The organism is Thermodesulfobacterium hveragerdense DSM 12571 (assembly GCF_000423845.1).
GTDB classification, from domain to species: Bacteria; Desulfobacterota; Thermodesulfobacteria; order Thermodesulfobacteriales; family Thermodesulfobacteriaceae; genus Thermodesulfobacterium; species Thermodesulfobacterium hveragerdense.
Window position 1 is genome coordinate 1 of sequence record NZ_AUIT01000002.1, and the last position, 18,618, is coordinate 18,618.

The 18,618-nt window shown below is 37.3% G+C and carries 21 protein-coding genes, 3 tRNA genes and 1 pseudogene; 15 read left to right on the top strand and 10 right to left on the bottom strand.

Translation table 11 applies throughout. The features are described from left to right. A pseudogene (locus tag G580_RS09485) lies at positions 1-206 on the bottom strand (IS256 family transposase); the annotation flags it as partial. Between the two features lie 77 nt (positions 207-283). Here G580_RS09485 and G580_RS11920 point away from each other — a divergent pair. From G580_RS11920 to G580_RS11385, 11 genes are all read left to right on the top strand, one after another. After that, positions 284-922 carry a hypothetical protein gene (locus G580_RS11920; RefSeq protein WP_028840676.1) on the top strand — a complete coding sequence of 213 codons (639 nt, stop codon included), beginning with the start codon at positions 284-286 and terminating at the stop codon, positions 920-922. A gap of 19 nt (positions 923-941) precedes the next feature. Continuing rightward, entirely contained in the window at positions 942-1,691 is a 750-nt protein-coding gene (locus G580_RS0101125) for a sulfite exporter TauE/SafE family protein (protein ID WP_038041264.1), read from the top strand. A gap of 1 nt (position 1,692) precedes the next feature. Then, a complete protein-coding gene (chrA, locus tag G580_RS0101130; protein ID WP_038041267.1) occupies positions 1,693-2,823 on the top strand; it encodes a chromate efflux transporter in 1,131 nt (376 codons plus the stop codon). A 216-nt stretch (positions 2,824-3,039) separates the two neighbouring features. Beyond that, entirely contained in the window at positions 3,040-5,319 is a 2,280-nt protein-coding gene (locus G580_RS09490) for a TonB-dependent receptor (protein ID WP_051172941.1), read from the top strand. Positions 5,320-5,344: 25 nt separating this feature from the next. Continuing rightward, positions 5,345-6,172, top strand: a complete 828-nt coding sequence (locus G580_RS09495) for an SAM-dependent methyltransferase (RefSeq protein WP_051172943.1) — start codon at positions 5,345-5,347, stop codon at positions 6,170-6,172. Next, positions 6,162-7,514, top strand: coding sequence for an APC family permease (locus G580_RS0101145; RefSeq protein ID WP_051172944.1), 1,353 nt, complete (start codon positions 6,162-6,164; stop codon positions 7,512-7,514). The genes G580_RS09495 and G580_RS0101145 overlap by 11 nt, the downstream gene beginning before the upstream one ends. 2 nt (positions 7,515-7,516) lie before the next feature. Beyond that, a complete protein-coding gene (locus tag G580_RS0101150) occupies positions 7,517-8,233 on the top strand; it encodes a DUF4198 domain-containing protein (protein WP_028840680.1) in 717 nt (238 codons plus the stop codon). 25 nt (positions 8,234-8,258) lie between these two features. Next, on the top strand, positions 8,259-8,714 hold the full coding sequence (locus G580_RS09500; protein ID WP_156874755.1) for a hypothetical protein: 456 nt from the start codon (positions 8,259-8,261) through the stop codon (positions 8,712-8,714). A gap of 49 nt (positions 8,715-8,763) precedes the next feature. Further along, positions 8,764-8,919: a hypothetical protein gene (locus G580_RS11380; RefSeq protein ID WP_156874756.1), complete on the top strand. Its 156-nt coding sequence runs from the start codon at positions 8,764-8,766 to the stop codon at positions 8,917-8,919. A 249-nt stretch (positions 8,920-9,168) separates the two neighbouring features. Further along, on the top strand, positions 9,169-9,288 hold the full coding sequence (locus G580_RS11215) for a transposase (RefSeq protein ID WP_083960773.1): 120 nt from the start codon (positions 9,169-9,171) through the stop codon (positions 9,286-9,288). A gap of 661 nt (positions 9,289-9,949) precedes the next feature. Then, positions 9,950-10,126, top strand: coding sequence for a vWA domain-containing protein (locus G580_RS11385; protein WP_156874757.1), 177 nt, complete (start codon positions 9,950-9,952; stop codon positions 10,124-10,126). 58 nt (positions 10,127-10,184) lie between these two features. Here the strand turns inward: G580_RS11385 and G580_RS0101175 are convergent. The 9 genes from G580_RS0101175 to G580_RS0101215 form a co-directional block, all read right to left on the bottom strand. Continuing rightward, positions 10,185-10,259 (bottom strand) — tRNA-Glu (locus tag G580_RS0101175). Between the two features lie 13 nt (positions 10,260-10,272). Then, a tRNA-Lys gene (locus G580_RS0101180) sits at positions 10,273-10,345 on the bottom strand. A gap of 45 nt (positions 10,346-10,390) precedes the next feature. Further along, entirely contained in the window at positions 10,391-11,083 is a 693-nt protein-coding gene (locus G580_RS0101185) for a molybdopterin-guanine dinucleotide biosynthesis protein B (RefSeq protein ID WP_028840682.1), read from the bottom strand. An 11-nt stretch (positions 11,084-11,094) separates the two neighbouring features. Next, complete coding sequence (locus G580_RS0101190; RefSeq protein WP_028840683.1) at positions 11,095-11,778, bottom strand: metal-dependent hydrolase; 684 nt, start codon at positions 11,776-11,778, stop codon at positions 11,095-11,097. A 30-nt stretch (positions 11,779-11,808) separates the two neighbouring features. Then, positions 11,809-11,882 (bottom strand) — tRNA-Gly (locus tag G580_RS0101195). A 48-nt stretch (positions 11,883-11,930) separates the two neighbouring features. After that, complete coding sequence (gene porB / locus G580_RS0101200; protein ID WP_028840684.1) at positions 11,931-12,902, bottom strand: pyruvate synthase subunit PorB; 972 nt, start codon at positions 12,900-12,902, stop codon at positions 11,931-11,933. Between the two features lie 4 nt (positions 12,903-12,906). Continuing rightward, positions 12,907-14,076, bottom strand: coding sequence for a transketolase C-terminal domain-containing protein (locus G580_RS0101205; RefSeq protein WP_028840685.1), 1,170 nt, complete (start codon positions 14,074-14,076; stop codon positions 12,907-12,909). Between the two features lies 1 nt (position 14,077). Further along, positions 14,078-14,371 (bottom strand): 4Fe-4S binding protein, encoded by a 294-nt coding sequence (locus G580_RS0101210; protein ID WP_028840686.1) that lies wholly within the window; start codon positions 14,369-14,371, stop codon positions 14,078-14,080. A 12-nt stretch (positions 14,372-14,383) separates the two neighbouring features. Beyond that, the gene (locus G580_RS0101215; protein WP_028840687.1) at positions 14,384-14,932 is read right to left on the bottom strand and encodes a pyruvate ferredoxin oxidoreductase subunit gamma; all 549 of its coding nucleotides are present in this window, start codon (positions 14,930-14,932) and stop codon (positions 14,384-14,386) included. 260 nt (positions 14,933-15,192) lie between these two features. Here G580_RS0101215 and argF point away from each other — a divergent pair, with 260 nt between their 5' ends. From argF to G580_RS0101240, 4 genes are read left to right on the top strand one after another with little or no spacing between them, the layout of a single operon-like run. Beyond that, the gene (gene argF / locus G580_RS0101225) at positions 15,193-16,104 is read left to right on the top strand and encodes an ornithine carbamoyltransferase (RefSeq protein WP_028840688.1); all 912 of its coding nucleotides are present in this window, start codon (positions 15,193-15,195) and stop codon (positions 16,102-16,104) included. A 38-nt stretch (positions 16,105-16,142) separates the two neighbouring features. Beyond that, on the top strand, positions 16,143-16,625 hold the full coding sequence (locus G580_RS0101230; RefSeq protein WP_028840689.1) for an FKBP-type peptidyl-prolyl cis-trans isomerase: 483 nt from the start codon (positions 16,143-16,145) through the stop codon (positions 16,623-16,625). Between the two features lie 41 nt (positions 16,626-16,666). Beyond that, positions 16,667-17,617 carry an ABC transporter ATP-binding protein gene (locus tag G580_RS0101235; protein ID WP_028840690.1) on the top strand — a complete coding sequence of 317 codons (951 nt, stop codon included), beginning with the start codon at positions 16,667-16,669 and terminating at the stop codon, positions 17,615-17,617. Continuing rightward, positions 17,610-18,563 (top strand): ABC transporter ATP-binding protein, encoded by a 954-nt coding sequence (locus G580_RS0101240; RefSeq protein WP_028840691.1) that lies wholly within the window; start codon positions 17,610-17,612, stop codon positions 18,561-18,563. The genes G580_RS0101235 and G580_RS0101240 overlap by 8 nt, the downstream gene beginning before the upstream one ends. Positions 18,564-18,618 lie beyond the last annotated feature (55 nt).

The window sequence follows — 18,618 nt, forward strand, 5'->3', positions numbered from 1 at the left end:
ATACCAAGGTTACCTAAGAAACAGGCAAGTTGTCTTTCATAGTAACCATTAGCTTTATTATCAATACTATCTCTAAGGAATATTTCTCTTTCTTTTTTCATGAGAGCGTTTAAGAGGAGTGCAGCAGCCATTTTGATACCCTCTTTTGATTCAATTTTTGAGATTTCACTTAAAACTTTTTCTAAATCTAAGTCTAAGTTTTCCATTTTACAGACCTCCTGGTTAGTTTAGTCTTTTAGGTTTTATGTTATCATTAATTTAAAAAATATTAAAAATTTTTATTATGCCTCTAAAATATTTTATTAAAAGACACAATTTATATTCTACTCCCGAATTGGGGGTTAGAGAGAGCAAAAAGTGCAAGGATTTTAGCATCTTTGGGGTCAGATTTAGAGGGGTAGTTTGCGGAGATGAAGTTAAAGAAGCGATGAAGGATTTTGGGGTTGATGATGAAGGCCTGGAAGCTATTAGCAAGGAGGAAATGATAGAGAGGGAGGAAGAATCTACCAGTAGATTTCATGGCTACGATGGGGTTGATGAGTTGGTTAAAGATGGAAAGAAACTGAGAGAAGTCTTCTTGAGACATAGGGAAGGTTTGGGACAGGATGAAGTTTTGCTCTTTGAGGTCTTTGAGGACAGCGATGTTAAAAAAGGGGTCTTTGGAGAGGTCAACGCCGACGAAGGAACCCATGTTCGCACCTTCTTGTGTGGAGTTGATTTAGTAGAAGTCTCTTGCTCCATTCTCCCGTGTGGCAGAGGCTTAGGGAGCCTAACCAACTTATTTGGAGTTGAGGGACAGGGGGACAGCCTCCTTTTGAGGCTTTTAAGCCTAAGAGCCATGGGGTCCTTGTCCCTCTTTATTTCGTTGTTGTTCATACTATTACTATATAACACGAGATGTATTAAACAAAAACTAACATAAAAATTGCAGGAGATGAATTATGCAAGTTGAATACCTGTATATTATTTTAACAGTTGGTCTATTTATTCTTTCTGTTGTTTCAGGAATGCTTGGACTGGGGGTAGCTTTTGCCGCGATTCCTTTTCTTGGTCTTTTTTTACAGGATTTAATTCATCAGATACAACCATTAAGTCTTCTTCTTAACGGTATAACTGCACTTTTAGCCACGTTAGGGTTTGGAAAAAGTGGTCTTGTGGACTGGAAAAAAGCGATTGTGCTTTCAGTAGTAACTACTGTTTTTGCACCTATTGGAGCGTATATAGTCCATTTTGTAGAACAAAAATATGTCTGGTTTGTTTATTTTTTTGCTGTGGTGTATCTTGCCTATAGACTTTTTAAACCAATCAAAAGAAAGGAATCAGAAGAAAAGTTTACTTTAGCTTTAATACTTGCTATACCAATCTCTATTTTAAGTGGATTCCTTGGAGTTGGACCTGGATTTTTACTTATGCCTACCCTTATTATAGTGGGTATTGAACCTAAAAAAGCAGCAGGCATAAACGCCTGGGCAGTAACACCTCCGTCTTTTTCTGCTCTTATTCCACACATTAAAACCGCACATTGGGATTTGTCTTTAGTGATTCCTTTGGTAATAGCAGGTGCTATAGGGGCTTTTATTGGGGCGAGGCTTACGAGTATATGGTTGCCAAGTAACCGCCTCAAACAACTTTTTGGAGTAGTGCTTGTAATAGTAACGTTATATAAAGTTCTTAGCATGTTTAGTCATTAAGATGTTGGCAGACCTTTTTGTATCGTTTTTAAAACTCGGACTCACTGCTTTTGGTGGTCCTGCGATGGTAGCTTACATAAAAGATCTTGCAGTTGAAAAAAAGCGATGGCTTGATAGTAAGACTTTTCAGGATGGAGTGGTGATAGCTCAGGCAATCCCAGGAGCTACTGCTATGCAGGTTGCAGCTTATGTAGGATTTAAAACCAGGGGAATATTAGGAGGGATCGCCAGTTTTACAGGGTTTGGGTTACCTGCTTTTTTGTTAATGCTTATTTTATCTTATTTTTATGTTAAGACACATGACCTTCCAGAGGTTATTTCAGTTTTTAACGGACTTCAAGTGGTAGTGATAAGTATTGTGGCTAACGCTTTTCTAAGTTTTGCAAGACCTTTGGTTAAGTCAAAGGGTGAGATGTTGATAGGTTTTTTTTCTTTTTTACTTTTTTGGCTTAAGGTTAGTCCTTTCTTGATCATCTTTATGTGTTTAGTTTTGTCCCAGTTACTGTTTAGAGATGTTTCTGTCTACAAACCAGGAAACTCAAAAAAAATAAATTTTATAGGTCTTGTATGTCTTATTTTTGTTCCTTTGATAGGCTTATTTTGTTTATATTTTGTAGATAAGACCCTTTTTACGATTTCGCTAACCATGATAAAAATAGACCTTTTTGCTTTTGGAGGAGGTTATGCCTCTTTACCTCTTATGATGCATGAATTTGTAGATAGATTGGTCTGGATTGATAATAAAACTTTCATAGATGGTATTGCTCTTGGACAAGTTACTCCAGGTCCGATAGTGATAACAGCTACTTTTGTAGGTTATCTATTAAAAGGTCTTTTGGGAGCTTTGATAGCAACGATTTCTGTTTTTACCCCATCTTTTATTATCATGGCATTATTCTGCGAGTTTTCAGATAAAATGAATCAATTAAAAATTTTTTTAAAAGCAAAACAGGGAATCTTAGCCTCTTTTTCTGGTTTACTTCTTTTTGTGGCGATTAAGTCTATAGTTTCTTTAGACTGGAATTTGTTGAAAGCCATGATGGCTATGGTGAGTTTCTTTGCTCTCTATCGAAAGGTTAACCTTGTTTACGTAGTTCTTATTTCTGTGTTGCTTTCAGCTTTTCTTTTTTAATCTCATTTTAGTAACATTTTCTTTTTAGTTATTTCACATTAATATCGCTAAAATTTAAAAATTTTTTAAATTTTTTACAATTTCAAGATATGAAAAATATAAAAGTATTTTTTATTGACATTTTTTAAAAATATGTTATCAGAATAAATAATATTTTTTTAAAAATATGTTTCAAGTTGCAACTAATGAAAATTAGTTCTTGATAGGGGGGTTGAAATGTGGGGCAAAAAAGCTTTATTTTTTGTTTTGGCTTTAAAAATGTTTTTTGTTTCTAAGGGTTTTGCAGAAGGGATTGATAAGGAAAGGTTGGAAAAAGAGGGAACTTTACCTGAGATCATAGTTACTGGTGAAAAAATAATTACTCCTACTAAAGAGACAGCAGAAACAGTTTATACAGGGATAGGGATTACCAAAAAAGGGATTGAACTATCTGGAGAAAGGGGTAGTAGCAACGTTTGGTCTATCTTAAATATTTTACCAGGGGTATATTTTGAAACTCCTGATCCTGCAGGTATTTCTTCAACTCAGAGAAGTATAACGATAAGAGGTGTTTCTGGTTCCTTGGGAACAATGTCTGTTGAAGGAGTCCCTGTTTACGGAGGAAACCCTATCGGTCCAAGGGAGTATATTTTTGACTTAGAAAACATGGAGGCAATTGATGTGTATAAAGGGGTTATTCCTGTTGACCTTGGAACAGGTGCAGGAACAAGAGGGGGAACGGTTGAGTTAAAACCAAAATGGGCTAAAGATAAATTTGGGTTTGAATTTAAACAAGGTTTAGGGATGAATGATTATACTAAAACCTTTGTAAGAGTTGATTCAGGTAAATTACCTACCTTAGGGACTAAGTTTTCGCTTTCCTACTCTAATGCAGAGACAGATAAGTGGAGAGGAAAAGGAAAACTTGGTCCAAGAGAAAACCTAAACTTTACTTTAGTTCAGGCTTTAGGAGAAAGAATTAACATAAAACTTTGGGCAAACTATAATGATCTTGACCATCATAAGTATGCTTCTCTTTCCTATCAAGATGCTAAAAAAGATAGATGGTTAGATTATAATGAAAACTTTACGGGCAATCCCTCAAGAGATTGGTATTACTATAAATATCAGGAACTTGGATGGACAAATAAAGACTATTATGCCTTTTTAGATATAAGATTGTTAGACAAATTGATGCTTCAATTAAAACCTTATTACAGAATAGAAGAAAAAGGGGATTGGAGCGGAAGTAGAAGCATATCAGGTCCTATGAGACAAAGTAAACCAGGGGTAACTTGGAGTGGATGGGAGGTTAAAAGAAAAGGGGTTTTAACTCAACTTGTTTTTGATTTAAAGTTTTTTAGAGGACTTTTAGGCTATCATTATGAAGTCCAAGAATGGGAGGACAGACCTTCTAAAAACTATTGGTTAAACCCTGATGGGAGCTTAACTTTTATTGGATGGGGTAGATTTACCAAAAGTATTTCTGATGGCTACTCTTCAAGTCCTTACCTTAAGTTTGCAGGAAACATAGGTAGACTAAGCTGGCAAGCAGGTCTTCAATATATAAAGAAAAAAGACGGAAAAAATGAAGGGTACATTACTCAATACAATGGAACAGTGCCTTACTTACTAAGAGAACCTAAGCTTGATTATGGTGGAAGAAGTTATTCTGCGTGGGTTCCATCTTTTGGGCTTTCCTATACTTTTAACGATAAGATAGAGGTATATACAAGCTTTGGTAAAACCTTCCAAACCCCTTATATGTATATGCCAATAGTAAATCTTTACTATCGTCTTTATAATAAGTTTAAAAAGATGGGTATAACTCTGGATGATCTGTTTAATGATTATAAATGTGAAGAAACTTATAACTGGGATTTGGGGCTTAGGGTTAGAACTGAGAAGTTTGAATTATACCCAACCATTTACTTCTCTAAACATAAAAACTTAAACACACCTTTTACTCCAGGCTGGAAAGACCCAGATAATCCTGACCAGCTTTTGATTGATCCTTCTACTGGTTTACCTGTAAGTTTTAATACCTTTATCGGTAAGGCAAAAGGATATGGGTTTGAACTTGCTTCAACGTTTTATATTACCGATAAAATTTCCTTATTTTTCAACCCATCTTATGTAAAGATGAAATACGACGGAGACATCATAAGTGCTGGGACCCGTTATCCTGTTGATGGAAAACAAGTAACAGGGGTTCCAGAAAAAATGCTCACTACAGGACTCATAGCAAGGTATAAAGGGCTTGAAATAGTTCCCAGATTTAGGTATGTAAGTAGTTATTATGGAAATTTAGCACGTACAGAGAGGGTCTCTGGGTATGAAGTGTTTGATTTAATGGTTTCTTATAGTAAAGAAGAAATAAAAAGTTTAAGGCTTAAAAACCTTAGATTAGCCGTTGAGCTTAACAACCTGTTTGATAGAAAATATATTTTTGGTACCGGTAGCTATTACCCAGGAACTCCTTTTAACGTCTTTGGGTTTGTATCTTTTAATTTTTAAAAGTTAAAAAAAGGGGGGTTATAAAATGAAAAATCTTAAAAAAATTTTACTATTAAGTCTCTTTTTTATAGGTTTTACTTTTTCTTTAGCTCAAGCAGAAGGTAGACTTTATCTTGTTAGCACCGGGGTTGGAGACCCTGATAATTTGACCTTAAGGGCTTATGAAGTTATCAAAAAAACTGATGTTATCTTTTGCAGTAAATGGACTTGTGAAAGGGTAAGAGATTTAATTAAGGGAAAAGAGGTTTATGATGCAGGCTTTGGTATTTTTCACCTTTTCTATCGAAAAGATAGAGGGAACCCTAAATCTCAGATAGAAATAAAGTCTTTAAGTTTCGATGAAAAAGAAAAAAGAAAAGAGCTTGAAAAGATAACCAAGATCATAAGAGAAGCTGTTAAGCAAGGTAAGGTGGTAGCCGTTCTTGAAGACGGTGATCCTACTATCTACGGTCCCCATATATGGTATGTGGAGGCGTTTAAAGACTTAAACCCAGAAATCATTCCTGGGGTGAGCTCTTTTAATGCAGCTAATGCGGCTATTAAAAAAAGCATTACTGGGGGTAAAGCCCAAAGTGTAACCCTTGCTGCAGGATTTTCTGACCTCGAGGCCCTTGCTAAAACAGGCACAAACCTTGTTATTTTTACCATGAGAATAAAAGACATAACCGAGGTTTTAAAGAAGATAGAAAAATATTACTCCCCAAAAACTCAAGTAATCTTTGTACTGCATGCAGGTTATAAAAACAAAGAAAGGGTTATAGCAGGAACCTTTGAAGATATTTATGAAAAAATTAGAGAGGTTCAGCTACCCTTTGAATATTTGGTTTATATAGGAGATTTTGGTGGAAATTAAGGAACTTACTGGAATAAAGAATTTTTCTGTTTCTGAGAAAAAAACTGTTTACCTAAGAAGAGAGGTAGGGCTTATTCCTGCTATCATGCTTGTTGTTGGAAACACCGTAGGAACAGGTATTTTTACCACCTCTGGATTCATTATAAAGGAACTTAGAGATCCAGGGGCTCTTCTTTTTCTGTGGCTCTTAGGAGGTTTGATTGCTTTTTTTGGTGCTCTTAGTTATGCTGAGCTTGGTAGACTTTTTCCTCGGGCAGGGGGAGAATATGTTTTTTTAAAAGAAACTTTTGGTGAGGTTTTTGGATTTCTTGCTGGCTGGATTTCACTTATTGTTGGTTTTTCTGCTCCTATTGCAGCAACAGCTATTGCCTTTTCAAAATATTTTTTAGAACTTTTTTCAATACAAACCTCAGAATTAATCTCTAAACTTTTAGCTATTTCAGTGATTTTACTTCTTTCTTTAGTTCACGTACAACGAATTAAAATAGCTGCTAATTTCCAAACAGGAATAACTTTCTTTAAAGTTCTTTTTCTTTTTGCCTTTATTTTCTTTGGATTCATATACACTAAAGAAGGAATGACTAACTTTGATATAGGAAGTTTAATTCCAAAAAAAGAGGCACTATTAAGCTTAAGTTTTCCTGTTTCTCTTATTTATGTTATGTATGCCTACAGTGGATGGAATGCTGCAACCTATATAGGAGATGAGATCAAAGATCCGCAAAGAAACATCCCTTTAGCCCTTTTGTTAGGAATTTTAGTGATTGCAACTTTGTATCTGGGGACAAACTACCTTTATGTTAAAGTTCTTTCTTTTGAAGAAATGGCTGGCATTGTGGAGTTAGGGGCTAAGACAGCCGAAAAAGTTTTTGGAAACGAACTTTCTTTTATTTTTACTGCTGGAATTACCTTAGGTCTTCTTTCTGTTTTAAGTGCTATGATACTTGCCGGACCAAGGGTATATTATGCTATGGCAAGGGATGGGGTATTCTTTAAAGTATTTTCAAAAATTCATACAGAAAAAAAGACTCCTATTTTTTCTATCCTTCTTCAGGCACTAATTGCTATTTTTATGGTAATAACCTCAACCTTTGAAGCTCTTCTTCTTTATATAGGATTTACTTTATCTCTATGTGCAAGTTTAACAGTTTTAGGTCTTATGAAACTTAAGAAAAAATTTATTTTCTCAGCTTTTGCTTTTATTTTGGTTAACCTCTGGATGATTATTTTTACTATCGTTACTAAGCCTCTAACCCTTTTAGCAGGAATGTTAACTATTTTAGCGGGCTTAACACTGTATTATTTCAAATTTAATCAAAAATTAAAAACAAAAGGGGGTTAAGTATGAAAAAATTTATTCTAAGTTTGGTTTTTATGTTTTCAACTTTTTTGTTCTGGGTAACGATCGGTTTTTGTCATATGCTTTGGATCGAGAAAACTGATGGAAAGTTTACAGTGTTTTGGGGACATAAGGGCAAGGTTGAACCTTATAACCCTGCAGCAATAAAAGAAATTAAAGCTTTTGATAAAAAAGAAAAATCTGTAACACTTAAAAAAGAGATAATAAACAATCAACTCCTTCTTTCAGGTAAGGAAAAGCCTTCTTTAATCCTTGTTTCTATGGATGGAGTTTATTTGGTTACTACACCAGAAGGAAGGAAAAGAATGGATAAAATTGAAGCTCAAAAACAAGGGTTACAAGTGGTAGAAAGTTTTTATGTGATTCAAGCAACCAAAGCTATTTTTACAGATTCTTCTCTTCTAAAAAAAACTTTGGGTTTAAGGCTTGAACCAGTTTTTGTAAAAGCTCCTTATGAAGTAAAAGACGAAGTTGTAATAAAGGTCTTATATGAAGGGAAACCAGTTGAAAGTGTAATCATTTTTAATCCTTTTCATAAAGAAGTAGCTAAAACTGATATAAATGGGATAGCAAGAATAAAGGTTGAAGACCTTAAGATGAAAGAAAACTACTATGCCTTGGTGTGTTTTTATAAGTTAAAAATCTCAGACCCTAAAGCTGACTATCTATGGCTTATTACCTCTCTTACCTGGCAAAAATAAAATTTATAAAGAGGAGGGTAAAAAGTTGAAAATAATTTTATTAGTAATGTGTTTTTTACTGTGTATAAATCTTGGAGAAAAGGTGTTTGCTCACGAGGTTAATTATCAGGTAAGAGAAAGGGAGGGTATCTGTGTAAGCTTCTTTTTTGCAGACAAATCTCCGATGAATTATGCGAAGATAGAAGTTTATGCACCAGATGAAAGAATACCTTTTCAGAAGGCAAGGACTGATAAAAACGGGATTTTTTGTTTTATGCCAGATAAAAAAGGTATTTGGAGAGTTGTGGTTAAAGGAGAAACAGAACACGGACTTCATGGGGCAGAAGTTGAAATGAAGATAAAAGATAGGTTAGAGGTAGAGGGTTTTAAGAAACCATTGATTGCTTCCCATACAAGATTTTTTATAGCTTTTGGAATTGTAGGCTGGATAATTGGGATAACGGGTGTTTATTTGTTTTTAAAATCACGAAAGTCTGTTTAAAGATGCTTATTTCATTTTTTGAATACTATGGGGCTCTTCTTTTTCTGGTTTGCTTCTTTTTGTGGCGATTAAGTCTATAGTTTCTTTAGACTGGAATTTGTTGAAAGCCATGATGGCTATGGTGAGTTTCTTTGCTCTCTATCGAAAGGTTAACCTTGTTTACGTAGTTCTTATTTCTGTGTTGCTTTCAGCTTTTCTTTTTTAATCTCATTTTAGTAACATTTTCTTTTTAGTTATTTCACATTAATATCGCTAAAATTTAAAAATTTTTTAAATTTTTTACAAATTTGATCATAGTATTTTTTAATTGTGTCTACCAATTTGGGGTAAGAAGCCTTCCTCCTAAAATTAGATATCGCTTCTTTAAATCCAGGTAAACTTGGAGTGCTCCTCATTTTTGAGACAGTTATAATTTAGAATGGTGTGAAAAATTTTAAAAAAGGGGGTAAAAAGCATGCGTAAAACCAAATTCTCAACCGAGCAAATCATTAAAATCCTCGCCGAGGCAGACCTCCCAAACAATTCAGTGGCTTCCGTAGCAAGAAAATACGGCATCAATCCTAACAACATCTAAGGCTTCAGACAAAAATTTAAAGGCCTCCATCAATTCAACATTCCCATAGCAGTCCTATGTAAACGATTCGACATCCCAAGAAGCTCTTTTTACCGTCAATCTGAAGATCGAGGAAGAAGTGATACCGCCGGGGCAACCTTTTCACATGGGCATATAGAGAGTTTTCATCGGAGCATGAGGGAGGAATTGCTTGATAGGTAGAAATTTGTGAGCCTTGAAGAAGTTCGGGAAATAGTGAAAAGGTGGGTGGAGAACTACAACAAGCAGCTCCTTACACTTAAAAACGTAGCATCTACATACAAAGCAAAATATTCCTCTTCAACCTCTCGATTTTTTCATTTATCTATCTCTTGAATCTTTACCTCTATAAGTCGACTAATGCTTGCAAGGAGAGTAATAGAGGAAGATTTTTCGGTTTAAAATCTCCTTTAAGTTTTTCATAGGCTTCCCCTCCTTCTTAATTTTGAGTTTAAGTTTATCAGGGGAAGCCCTTACCCCTAAAATTTAGACACAATTAATGAAACACTACCAAAAGAGTTTCAATTAAAGAGCCTGAAAGTTGCTTCTTAATTATTCTTGTTACCGATGGTAAAGCTAATGTTCCCCTAAATAAAAATGTCTCAGGTGATATTTTTGAAGAGATTAAAAAATTTGTACTACTATGAAAGATTTATCAGGAGTTGACTTTATCGTGGTTGATACAGAAAAGAAAAATAATTCTATAAAAAAGGATCTTGCTCTAAAAGTTGCTGAGTGGTTCTCAGCTAAATATATTTCAGTAGACGATCTAAAAGCAGAGACTATCTTAGAAATCGTAAGATCACATAAAAACCTTTAGCTTCGGTTAAAAGATTTTTATTAATTGGTGAAGTTATAATAAAATGATCGATAAAAAGCGCCCCCAAGGGGATTCGAACCCCTGTCGCCGGCGTGAAAGGCCGGTGTCCTGGACCTGGCTAGACGATGGGGGCACAACTCTCTATATGGGCCGGGCAGGACTCGAACCTGCGACTCTCGGCTTAAAAGGCCGATACTCTACCGACTGAGTTACCGGCCCAACGTTTTTTAAACTTTCTTAAATATAAACGGTTTCTTGGTTTTGTCAAGATATGTTTTTTATTTTTACTTCTATCTCTTGGATTTCTTCTGGGACACCTTTTAAGGCTTTAACAAAACCTAAAAGAGGATAGGCTAAAATGTCTGCTACAAAATCTTTAAGAGGAACCTTCTTGCCGTTTACCTTTAGTATCACCTTTTCTCTTTTTTGTTCTATAAAATTTTTTAGAAAGCTCAAAAGTTCCTTTTCTTGCTCTATACTAAAAAAAGTTTCTTCAGGAAATCTATTTTTCCACCACTCTATATCTTCTTTCACCACAAAGCCTAAAAGATTCTTAAGTTCCTTTTTTACTAAGTTTAAATCCTCTTCTTTATCCTTTAAGACCCAAAGTTTAGGGAAAATGTCTACGTTCTTAAAGCCCTCAAACAAAACTAAGTCATATCCCCAAAAAACTGATAGGAAATAACTGTACCAATCTTTAAAAGAAGTGAGATTGTTTTTTTGAGGGACTAAATAAAGAGTAATTAATTTTTCTTGAAAAAGAACAACCCCAGAAGCTCCATTTTCTCTATAAGTCCAAGTATCCTTATTAGGAAAATCAGTAAAGATTTCTTTCTCTTTACAAGATTTAACTACCCCTACCTTATATCCCTCTTCAGTTAATTTTTTAACTAAAAAGGAACCTATGGTAGTTTTTCCAGATCCGCTATAACCTGATAGTGCGAGAAAACAAGGCATGATAGATGACGTTATAGATTGAATTCTTCCCCGGGCTTTAAAGGATGTATTTTAATCTCAAGCCCGTATTTTTTTATCTCTTTTTCTAAATCTTCTACCTTACCTGAGAGTACAGGAAAAGTCCCATAATGCATAGGGATAACTACTTTAGGTTTGATAAGTTCACAAGCCTTTGCAGCTTCTTTAGGCCCCATTACATAATGGTCTCCTATTGGTAATAAGGCTATCTCAGGGCTATAGAGTTCACCGATTAACTTCATGTCTGAAAAGACCCCAGTATCACCTGCATGATAGATGATTAAGCCATTTTCAAGGGTGATTACAAAGCCGCAGGGTTCTCCTCCGTAGCTCCCATCAGGAAAAGAAGAACTGTGTAAAGCTGGCACCATGGTAAAACTAATACCATCTGAACGATAAGTTCCACCTATGTTCATGCCTATGGCTTTAGGAGCACCTTTCCGAAGGAGATATTGCTGAATTTCGTGGATTGCGACAAGTTCACCACCTTTTTTAGAAAGGGATAAAGCTTCCCCTAAATGATCTCCATGGGCATGGGTGATAAGGATATAGTCATAAGGTCCTTGGTCAGCATCCTTAGGAGAAATAGGATTAGTAAGCCATGGATCTATGATGATTTTTTTCCCTTTTTCTGAAACTATTTTGAAACAGGAATGACCATAATAGACTAACTTCATGACATCACACCTTTAATCGAAAAAATAAAGAGCGGGCGACGGGATTCGAACCCGCGACCTGCTGCATGGCAAGCAGCCGCTCTACCAGGCTGAGCCACGCCCGCTTAACAAGAAGTTATTATAATTTATTTTTCCTTACTGTCAAGAAGAATTTACTCATCTTTTTGTTCTGTTTGAGTTTCGCCAAAGCTTTCAGCAAGTTTAAGGAGTTTTTCGTATTCCTGGTTTACCCTCTCCTGGATGTAGGCTATTTGTTCAGGGGTAAGGTGTCTAAACCTTCTTTGGATCTTGAGATATTCTTCTACAGGTTTAGGTTTATCGACTTTACGGTTGATGATGTATTTTCCGTCTATGACCTCATAAAGAGGAAAGACCCTTGTTTCTACCGCAAGTTTAGCTGTAAGAAGGCTGTCTTCGCTTTTTGTTCCCCATCCGGTGGGACAGGTTGCATAGACATGGATGAAGGCAGGACCGTTTACCAAGGCTGCTTTTTTAACCTTATTCATGAGATCGATAGGGAAGGCAGGGTTTGCGGTTGCGGCATAGGGTATGTTATGAGCTATCACGATGCCCATCAGGTTTTTTTTCCAGGTGGTTTGACCTTTGATGATTTTACCTGCAGGGCTTGTGGTGGTGTGTGCTCCAAAGGGGGTAGCTCCAGACCTTTGCACCCCTGTATTCATGTAGGCCTCGTTATCAAGGCAGATGTAGACAAAGTCATGGCCTCTTTCAAGGGCACCTGAGAGCCACTGAAGACCTATGTCAAAGGTAGCTCCATCTCCTGCAAACACAACGACGTTTATTTTTTCTTTGGATTTAAGTTTGCCTTTACGTTTAAGAGCTTTGATGGCAGCCTCGATACCTGATGCAACGGTAGCGGAGTTTTCGAAGGCAACATGGATCCAGGGTACATTCCAGGAGGTATAGGGGAAGGGGCTTGAGACGATTTCCATGCAGCCAGTTGAGGTGACAGCGATGGTATTGGGGCCAAGTGCTTTTAGGGCGAGCCTTAGAGGAAGCACGGTGCCACAACCTTGACAGGCTCTATGGCCTTGAGCAAAGCCTTCATATTCAGGTAAGTTTTTTAAGGTAAAGCCTTTAAAGTTTTTGAGTTCTGGTCTCATAGGCTTACTCCTTTACACCGTAGATTTCATAAGGTGTGGTTGGTTTTTTGGTTAAGGTTTCAAAGGTTTTTTCGAAGATTTCAACGAAGTCTTCTTTGGTGACGTCTCTACCGCTAAGACCTGCAATCAGGTTAAGGACACGAGGTCTTTTGTTAGACTGATACAGGGCAGAGCGTACCTCTATACCTACTGGTCCACCGGTTGCGCCATGACTGACAGCCCTGTCAACCACGCAGAGGGTTTTGACTTTACCGATGGCTTTGAGGAAGTCTTTGGTAGGAAATGGTCTCCAGAGTCTGATTCTTACCACACCTACTTTTTTCCCTTTAGCCCTGAGGATATCAACGGCATTCATGGCGTTTTCAGCAAGGCTACCCATGATGACGATAGCTACTTCAGCATCTTCCATCTGATAGGTTTCAACAGGGAGATACTTTCTTCCGGTAAGTTTTTCGAAATCTTTCCAGGCTTGAAGGATTATTTTATAGCTGGCTTTAAGGGCTTCATCCTGAGCTTTTTTAGCCTCGGTGTAGATTTCAGGGACACCGATAGCACCGATGGTTATAGGGTTTTTGGGGTCAAGTTTGTATTTGATTTTAAGGGGTGGGAGGTATTTATCGAGTAAGTTTTGGTCTAAGAAGGTGACAGGTTCGACCACATGGGAGAGGATGAAGCCATCGATGTTTACGGCGACAGGAAGTAGGGTTTTTTCGGCGACTTTATAGGCATGATAGATGAGGTCAACGGCTTGTTGGCCGTTTTCAGCGAAGAAATGGATCCAGCCAGCATCTCTCATGGACATTACATCGGAGTGGTCGTTCCAGATACTGATAGGAGCAGAGACTGAGCGGTTGACAAGAGCCATGACGATGGGTAGTCTCATGCCAGATGCGATGAAGAGGGTTTCGTACATAAGGAGTAGGCCTTGAGCAGAGGTAGAGGTGAAGGTACGAGCACCTGTTGCGGCAGCCCCGATACAGGCACTCATGGCAGCATGTTCTGACTCAACAGGTATGTATTCGGCATCGAGTTCACCGTTGTTAACGAGTTCAGCGAGGTGTTCGACGATGTGGGTTTGAGGGGTAATAGGGTAGGCAGAGATTACGTCTACTTTGCACTGGGCCACAGCCTCAGCCACGGCAATGGAGACTTCTTTAGCGAATTTTTTAGTCATGTTATTCCTCCTCTAAGACCATAGTAATGGCTTTTTTAGGGCAGTTAGCGGCACAGATGCCGCAGCCTTTGCAGTAGAAAAGATTACAGATGAAGAAGCCATCCTGGTCTTGTTGATAGCAGATGTCAGGGCAGAGGATGTAGCACATACCGCATTTGATGCATTTATCTTTATCAAGGACAGGCCTAAAGGCTCTCCAGTCACCGGTTTTAAATTTTTTAGAGTTGCCTGGTTCGAGGATATACATACCAGGTGCAAGTTCTTTCCAGCTTATAAGACCTTGGTCTTTTGGCATGGCTTAACTCCTTTAATAGATTTTGGTTTCATCGATAGCCCTTTTAAGGGCTTTGATGTTTTTTTCAGCGAGGCGACCGAAGCGTGCGGTGATAGCTTGTTCGATGGCCTCAAGGGAGACAAGACCTGTAGCTTTTAGGAAGGCACCGAGCATGGTGGTGTTGGTGATAGGGAGTCCCAGTTCTTCGATGGCTATTTTGGTAGCGTCAACCACAGCGATTTTACCTTGGAAGTTATGAAGGAGTTTACGGAGTTCAGGTTCAGGGAGGTTGGAGTTAAGGATGGCGATACCAGAGGGTTTAAGGCCTTGGGTTATGTTAACGATTTTGGGTAGGGTAGGGTCAAGGACGAGGATGACGTCAGGTTCATAGATTTTTTCTCTTGAGCGGATAGGATTTTTGTCGATTCTTGCGAAGGCCTGAACAGGAGCGCCTCTTCTTTCAGGGCCAAAACTTGGGAAGGCCTGGGCATAATCTCCCTGGGAGATGGCAGCAACCGCGATAAGCTCAGCAGAGGTAACCGCCCCCTGCCCACCTCTTCCATGCAATCTAATCTCAACCATGTCCCACCTCGTTTTTAATTATTCTATTTTATTTGAAATAATTTACTATGATTATTTAAAAAATAAAGGGTCTTGTTAAAAAAATCACAAATCTGAAAAACCATTTAACTGGGGAAATTTAATGGTAGAAAGACCTTTTACCTCAAAGGTAAAAATTTTTGAAAAAAACACTTTACAAAATCAAAAATATGTTTAAAAATTAAAAAATTCTAAAGTTTTTAGTAAAAAATTCTGATAGTTTATCGTAAGGGGTAACAAATATGAGGATAAAACATTTTTTAAGGGTTTGTGACTTCGATAGAGAAGAGGTTTGGAGTTTATTATTAAGAGCTCTTGAATTTAAGACAAAGGGCTATCCTCAGGATTCTTTAAAAGGTAAAATATTAGGGTTGATTTTTGAAAAACCCTCTACCAGAACGCGTCTTTCTTTTGAATCAGCGATGATAAAACTGGGTGGAAATAGTTTATTTCTTTCTTCAAGGGATTTACAGCTTGCTCGAGGAGAGCCTATAAAGGATACCGCTAAAGTCCTTTCAAGATATTTAGATGTTATAGTTTTAAGAACTTATAGCCATCAGACGATAGAAGAGTTTGCCAAGTATGCAACCATTCCTGTAATTAATGGGCTTTCTGACCTTCATCATCCTTGTCAAGCCTTTTCTGATATTTTAACGGTAATAGAAAAAGGCAGAGACCTTGCTAAAGAAAAGGTGGTTTGGATAGGTGATGGAAACAACGTGGCTTGTTCCTGGATAGAAGCAGCCGCAGTTCTTGGTTTTAAAATCACTGTAGCTTCTCCTCAAGGATATGAACCACCTAAGGATTTTATAGAGGAGTTAAAACAAAGGTATAATTTACAGATAGAAATCTTACACGACCCAAAAGAAGCGGTAAAAGGAGCCACTGTTATCAATACTGATGTTTGGATTAGTATGGGGCAAGATGAAGAGGCTCAAACCAGAAGAAAAGTTTTTCAACCCTATCAAGTTAACGCGGACCTTCTAAAGCTTGCCAGTCCAGAGGCTATCGTGTTACACTGCTTGCCAGCTCATCGAGGAGAAGAAATTACAGAAGAAGTTTTAGAAGGTGAATATTCCGTAGTTTGGGACCAAGCAGAAAATAAGATGTGGTTTCATATGGCTCTGCTTGAATTTCTATTAAAACGTGGTTAAATTTTTTAGTAAAATACTAAAAATTGTTGGAGGAAAAGATGGAGGGGATTAAAGAAGATTTCTATGTGAAAGTTTTTTATCGTTTAGGTCTTGAAGAGGAAAAAGCTCCGGAATGGTTTTCTCAGGAGCTTGAAACTTCTTTTATTTTAGGAAGAGAACACATTCCGAGGGTTATAGAAGAGGCTATTTTAGGTAAAAAAGAAGGAGACGAAGTTAAAATAGTGCTTCCTCCTGAGTCAGCTTATGGACCACATCTTCCTTATTTAATAAAAGAGGTAGAGATAAGCAGTCTTAAGCATCCGGAAAAAATAAAGGTAGGGGAATGGTATGACGAAGTAAGCCCTTATGGAGCAAGGATTTCGTTTAAAGTTCTTGAGGTCAACGGAGATAAAATAAAGGCAGATTTCAACCATCCTGCCGCAGGTAAAAACGTGGTGATTACTCTTAAAGTGTTAGAGGCAAGACCCGCTACTCCTTATGAAATCATGGCTGCTGAGATGAAAGCTTGTTCTGGGGGTTGAAGATAGGTTTTACCAGAGAGGTTTCTCTGGAGACTTAGAGGGTGAATCCTTTTTTAGTAGTAAAGAACCTTACCTTAGGGTTAACCTATAATCGCGTTCCTTTAGTGGAAAAGGTAAGTTTTGAGGTCAAAAAAGGTGAGGTCCTTGGAGTTTTAGGAGAAAGTGGATCTGGGAAAACCTTAACAGGGTTTTCCTTGCTCAGACTTTTTCCTCCTGGGATTTCTTATTACTCAGGAGAAGTCTGGATAGATGGCCTTTCTCTTTATTCTTTGGAAGAAAAAGATCTTTTCCGAATAAGAGGGAAAAAAATTGCTATCATCTTGCAAGATCCTTTGAGCTCATTAAACCCGGTTTTATCTGTCAAAGAACAGTTAGAAGAAGTCTTAAAGGCTCATCGACCTGACCTTACTAAGAAAGAACGTTTTGATAAGATGTTAAATCTTTTAAAAGAAGTTGGGATTTCAGACCCAGAAATACGATTAAAGAGTTATCCCCATCAGCTTTCTGGAGGGTTGAGACAAAGGATAATGATAGCCATAGCCCTTGCTGGAGACCCTGAAATATTGGTAGCCGATGAACCTACTACTGCCATCGACCCAACCCTGCAAATACAGGTTTTAAACTTGTTAAAAAGACTAAACAGGGAAAGAGGCCTAACGATAGTGTTTATTTCTCATGATTTAGGGGTTATAAGATGGATAGCCCACAGAGTTGCTGTTTTTTATGCAGGAGAGATAGTAGAACTTGCACCGGTAGAAAGGTTATTTTTAACCCCTTTACATCCCTATACGCAGGCTTTAATAAACTCCTATCCTAAAGAGGGAAAGTTTAAGGTAGATTTAAAAGGAGGGGTGGTAGAACTTTCTAAAAAGCCTGAAGGTTGTTACTATCAGCTTCGTTGTGATCATCCCTGTGACAAAGCTAAATCTTATCATCCTCAATTGTTAGAGGTTGCTTCTCAACATTGGGTAAGATGTTTTAGGTATGAATAAACCTGTACTGGAAATTAAAAATATATGGAAGACCTATCATGTAAAGGTTTTAGGTGGATTAAAAAGTTATGAGGTGGTGGCTCTAAGAGGGATAAGTTTAAAGATAGAAAAGGGTGAGGTATTAGGAATTTTAGGGGAAAGTGGATGTGGTAAGTCAACTCTTGCGAAAATAGCCTTAGGTCTTGAAACTCCAGATAAAGGGGAGGTTTTTTGGTTTGGTAAGTCTTTGAAAAATCTTAATGGTAATACTTATAAGGCCTTAAGGGCGAAAGTGCAGGCTGTTTTACAAGATCCTTATTCTTCTCTAAACCCTCGTTATAAGATAAAAGATGTACTTTTAGAACCCTACTTCATTAACATAAGTCCTGATAAAAAAGAGGGATTAAGTAAGGCTCAAGAGCTTTTAAACCAGGTAGGGCTGGATATCTCGGTGTTAGAAAAATATCCCCATGAGTTAAGCGGAGGTCAGCGTCAAAGGGTAGCCTTAGCCAGGGCTTTGATGGTTAACCCTGAGTTGTTAGTTCTCGATGAACCAACCTCTGCGTTAGACGTAACCATTCAAGCACAAATCCTTGAGCTTATGAAAACTTTAAAAGAACGTTACCAACTAAGCTATCTTTTAATAAGCCATTCCTTGCCTGTGGTTTTTTATCTTGCTGATTGGATAGGGGTGATATATCTTGGAACTTTGGTAGAGCTATGTCATAAAAGTTCGTTTAAACGTCTTAAACACCATCCTTATACCGAGCTTCTTATACGGTCTTATCTTGATCCCTTTGCTCCCTCTCAGATATTTCCTGAAATAGAAGTAGAACTTAACCCTCCTATTTCTGACGGATGTGTTTTCTTAGATAGATGTCCTGTTAAGACCAAAGATTGCTATAAAACAAACCCATCACTTGTTAAAAAGACTGATTTACAATATATAGCTTGTTTTAATGTATAGTTAACTATATGTTGTTTTAACTTCTTCCTTTTATGTTAAAAAATGGAAAAAAAGA

Bases quoted from the DNA above. Each gene is read 5' to 3' on its own strand.
- G580_RS11920 (WP_028840676.1), top strand. From the start codon at position 284: ATGCCTCTAAAATATTTTATTAAAAGACACAATTTATATTCTACTCCC.
- G580_RS0101125 (WP_038041264.1), top strand. From the start codon at position 942: ATGCAAGTTGAATACCTGTATATTATTTTAACAGTTGGTCTATTTATT.
- chrA (WP_038041267.1), top strand. From the start codon at position 1,693: ATGTTGGCAGACCTTTTTGTATCGTTTTTAAAACTCGGACTCACTGCT.
- G580_RS09490 (WP_051172941.1), top strand. From the start codon at position 3,040: ATGTGGGGCAAAAAAGCTTTATTTTTTGTTTTGGCTTTAAAAATGTTT.
- G580_RS09495 (WP_051172943.1), top strand. From the start codon at position 5,345: ATGAAAAATCTTAAAAAAATTTTACTATTAAGTCTCTTTTTTATAGGT.
- G580_RS0101150 (WP_028840680.1), top strand. From the start codon at position 7,517: ATGAAAAAATTTATTCTAAGTTTGGTTTTTATGTTTTCAACTTTTTTG.
- G580_RS11215 (WP_083960773.1), top strand. From the start codon at position 9,169: ATGCGTAAAACCAAATTCTCAACCGAGCAAATCATTAAAATCCTCGCC.
- G580_RS11385 (WP_156874757.1), top strand. From the start codon at position 9,950: ATGAAAGATTTATCAGGAGTTGACTTTATCGTGGTTGATACAGAAAAG.
- G580_RS0101185 (WP_028840682.1), bottom strand. From the start codon at position 11,083: ATGCCTTGTTTTCTCGCACTATCAGGTTATAGCGGATCTGGAAAAACT.
- G580_RS0101190 (WP_028840683.1), bottom strand. From the start codon at position 11,778: ATGAAGTTAGTCTATTATGGTCATTCCTGTTTCAAAATAGTTTCAGAA.
- porB (WP_028840684.1), bottom strand. From the start codon at position 12,902: ATGAGACCAGAACTCAAAAACTTTAAAGGCTTTACCTTAAAAAACTTA.
- G580_RS0101205 (WP_028840685.1), bottom strand. From the start codon at position 14,076: ATGACTAAAAAATTCGCTAAAGAAGTCTCCATTGCCGTGGCTGAGGCT.
- G580_RS0101210 (WP_028840686.1), bottom strand. From the start codon at position 14,371: ATGCCAAAAGACCAAGGTCTTATAAGCTGGAAAGAACTTGCACCTGGT.
- G580_RS0101215 (WP_028840687.1), bottom strand. From the start codon at position 14,932: ATGGTTGAGATTAGATTGCATGGAAGAGGTGGGCAGGGGGCGGTTACC.
- argF (WP_028840688.1), top strand. From the start codon at position 15,193: ATGAGGATAAAACATTTTTTAAGGGTTTGTGACTTCGATAGAGAAGAG.
- G580_RS0101230 (WP_028840689.1), top strand. From the start codon at position 16,143: ATGGAGGGGATTAAAGAAGATTTCTATGTGAAAGTTTTTTATCGTTTA.
- G580_RS0101240 (WP_028840691.1), top strand. From the start codon at position 17,610: ATGAATAAACCTGTACTGGAAATTAAAAATATATGGAAGACCTATCAT.